Here is a 2,164-nt window from a genome sequence, read left to right as displayed (position 1 = left end):
ACAGAAAAAGAAGGCATTCCGCCTTAGATTACAAAACAATAGAAGAATTCTGGAAACAGAAAAATAATTTTAAAAATGTTGCTTAACTAATACTGCGGGTTTTATTTGCATATCCACAATTCTAGAAATACTGAATAAGATGGATCAGTCCTAAAAGTTGTGGGGAAATATTAAAATAAAAATATTTGTATTTCCAAATCAGAAACAAATGCAAGATTCTTATAGCGAACTTATCAAATTATTATACCAGAAATTATTGTTGAATACTTTGAACTTACTTCTTATCAAAAAGCAGAAGAAATACTACATCTTTACTTAAAGGAGATCAATTCGATCCCTAAAGAACACCGACAATATAAATTAAGTTCCAAAGGATTCTTTGACGAGATAACCGTTTCAGGATTTCCCAATTCGTGGACACCAAGTATACCTTCATATCACTCGCAGAAGATGGCTTAATGAAGATACTGGGCAAGTCGTTTTCAGAGATTGGAATTTAGTAGCAGACGGAACTCGGGTAACACAAGAGTTTGCGTCTTTTTTAAAAGAGATCAATAGATTCCAGACCTAATGACTGTAATGCTATTGCTCCTTTTTACGGAGTTACGGGTAAAAAACTGCAACATCAATACAAAGATTTCTTAAGTGATTTCAAAACCTGGAATCAACTATCACACGCCAAACAATGGCTTATTTTCCAGAAAATTTAGGCAACCGTTTATCGATAGACGAAACTTCACTCTCCAATGGTGAACTCTATACTATTTTGACCAATAAAGCAGCAAAAGGAAAGAAAGGAACTATAGTTGCCATGATTGCCGGAACTAAAGCCGACACTGTAATTTCTATTATTGAAAAAATCCCTCTCAAAGCGCGCAATCAAGTCACAGAGATTACGCTGGATATGGCAGCGAATATGGGATTAATTGCTAAGAAATGTTTTCCAAATGCAACAAGGGTAACCGACCGCTTCCATGTTCAAAAACTGGCTACAGAAGCTTTACAAGAAATAAGGATCAAATACAGATGGCAAGCCATAGACCAGGAAAATGAGGGCATAGAAAAAGCCAAGAAAAACAAGAAAAGGTTCGAGTCTGAAGTCTTGGCTAATGGAGATACTCTTAAACAATTACTGGCCAGAAGTCGCTATTTCTTGTACAAAAACAAATCAAAATGGTCGGCAAACCAAATAGAACGCGCAGCATTATTATTTGAATTGTATCCTGAAATTCAAAAAGCATACAATCTAACGCAAGACTTGCGCAACATCTTTGAAAAGACAACAGATAAAATAATCGGATTTGCAAAATTAGCCAAATGGCACGAAAAAGTAAACCAATCCGGGTTCAAATCCTTTAATACAATCTCTAGATTTATAGTGAATCACTATCAAACTATTTTGAACTATTTTGATAACAGATGCACAAATGCTTCGGCAGAATCTTTCAATGCTAAAATAAAGGCATTTAGAGCTCAATTTAGAGGAGTTAGAAATATAAAATTCTTCCTTTTTAGACTAACTAATATTTATGCTTAATTTTTATCGCTCCACAGGTTTTGGGATTAATCCAAATCCTTTAATACAATCTCTCAATCTATAGTGAATCACTATCAAACTATTTTAAACTATTTTGATAACAGAAGCACAAATGCTTCGGCAGAATCTTTCAATGCTAAAATAAAGGCATTTAGAGCTCAATTTAGAGGAGTTAGAAATATAGAATTCTTCCTTTTTAGACTAACTAATATTTATGCTTAATTTTTATCGCTCCACAGGTTTTGGGATTGATCCCTCAATTCAGAGGAGTTAAAAATATAGAATTCTTCCTTTTTAGACTAACTAATATTTGTGCTTAATTTTTATCGCTCCACAGGTTTAGGGACTGATCAAAAAAAACCTTGAAATCATCATAGAAATCAAGGTTTTTTAGTGGTACCTCCAGGGATCGAACCAGGGACACATGGATTTTCAGTCCATTGCTCTACCATCTGAGCTAAGGTACCAATATATTTTTCTACAATAAAAAAATAAGAATAAAAAACCCCATTTCGTAAGAAACGGGGTTTTTCAAAAGAAAGGCGACGACATACTCTCCCACATAACTGCAGTACCATCTGCGCAGGCGGGCTTAACTACTCTGTTCGGGATGGGAAGAGGTGAGCC

Annotated in this window: 4 protein-coding genes, 1 tRNA gene and 1 rRNA gene; 4 read left to right on the top strand and 2 right to left on the bottom strand. The window is 34.8% G+C overall.

Annotated features, from left to right (window positions below):
- Positions 1–237: 237 nt before the first annotated feature.
- The 4 genes from ACNQGJ_RS16850 to ACNQGJ_RS16795 all read left to right on the top strand — a co-directional run bounded on the left by ACNQGJ_RS16850 (position 238) and on the right by ACNQGJ_RS16795 (position 1,759).
- Entirely contained in the window at positions 238–459 is a 222-nt protein-coding gene (locus ACNQGJ_RS16850) for an ISAon1 family transposase N-terminal region protein (RefSeq protein ID WP_470303347.1), read from the top strand.
- Entirely contained in the window at positions 410–571 is a 162-nt protein-coding gene (locus ACNQGJ_RS16845) for an ISAon1 family transposase N-terminal region protein (RefSeq protein ID WP_470303346.1), read from the top strand. The genes ACNQGJ_RS16850 and ACNQGJ_RS16845 overlap by 50 nt, the downstream gene beginning before the upstream one ends.
- A 114-nt stretch (positions 572–685) precedes the next feature.
- On the top strand, positions 686–1,537 hold the full coding sequence (locus ACNQGJ_RS16800; protein WP_417975091.1) for an ISAon1 family transposase: 852 nt from the start codon (positions 686–688) through the stop codon (positions 1,535–1,537).
- Positions 1,538–1,600: 63 nt separating this feature from the next.
- The gene (locus tag ACNQGJ_RS16795) at positions 1,601–1,759 is read left to right on the top strand and encodes a transposase (RefSeq protein WP_470303345.1); all 159 of its coding nucleotides are present in this window, start codon (positions 1,601–1,603) and stop codon (positions 1,757–1,759) included.
- 172 nt (positions 1,760–1,931) lie between these two features.
- On the opposite strand, the gene ACNQGJ_RS16790 is transcribed toward ACNQGJ_RS16795, so the two are convergent.
- Positions 1,932–2,004, bottom strand: a tRNA-Phe gene (locus ACNQGJ_RS16790).
- Between the two features lie 70 nt (positions 2,005–2,074).
- Positions 2,075–2,164, bottom strand: a 5S ribosomal RNA gene (gene rrf / locus ACNQGJ_RS16785); the annotation flags it as partial.

Source organism: Flavobacterium cryophilum (assembly GCF_048286555.1).
Classification (GTDB): Bacteria; Bacteroidota; Bacteroidia; order Flavobacteriales; family Flavobacteriaceae; genus Flavobacterium.
The sequence above is the reverse complement of the archived record's forward strand: the minus strand, read 5'-3'. Positions and strand labels throughout refer to the sequence as shown.

Excerpts from the sequence above, each read along its gene's own strand:
- ACNQGJ_RS16800 (WP_417975091.1), top strand. The coding sequence starts at position 686 with ATGGCTTATTTTCCAGAAAATTTAGGCAACCGTTTATCGATAGACGAA.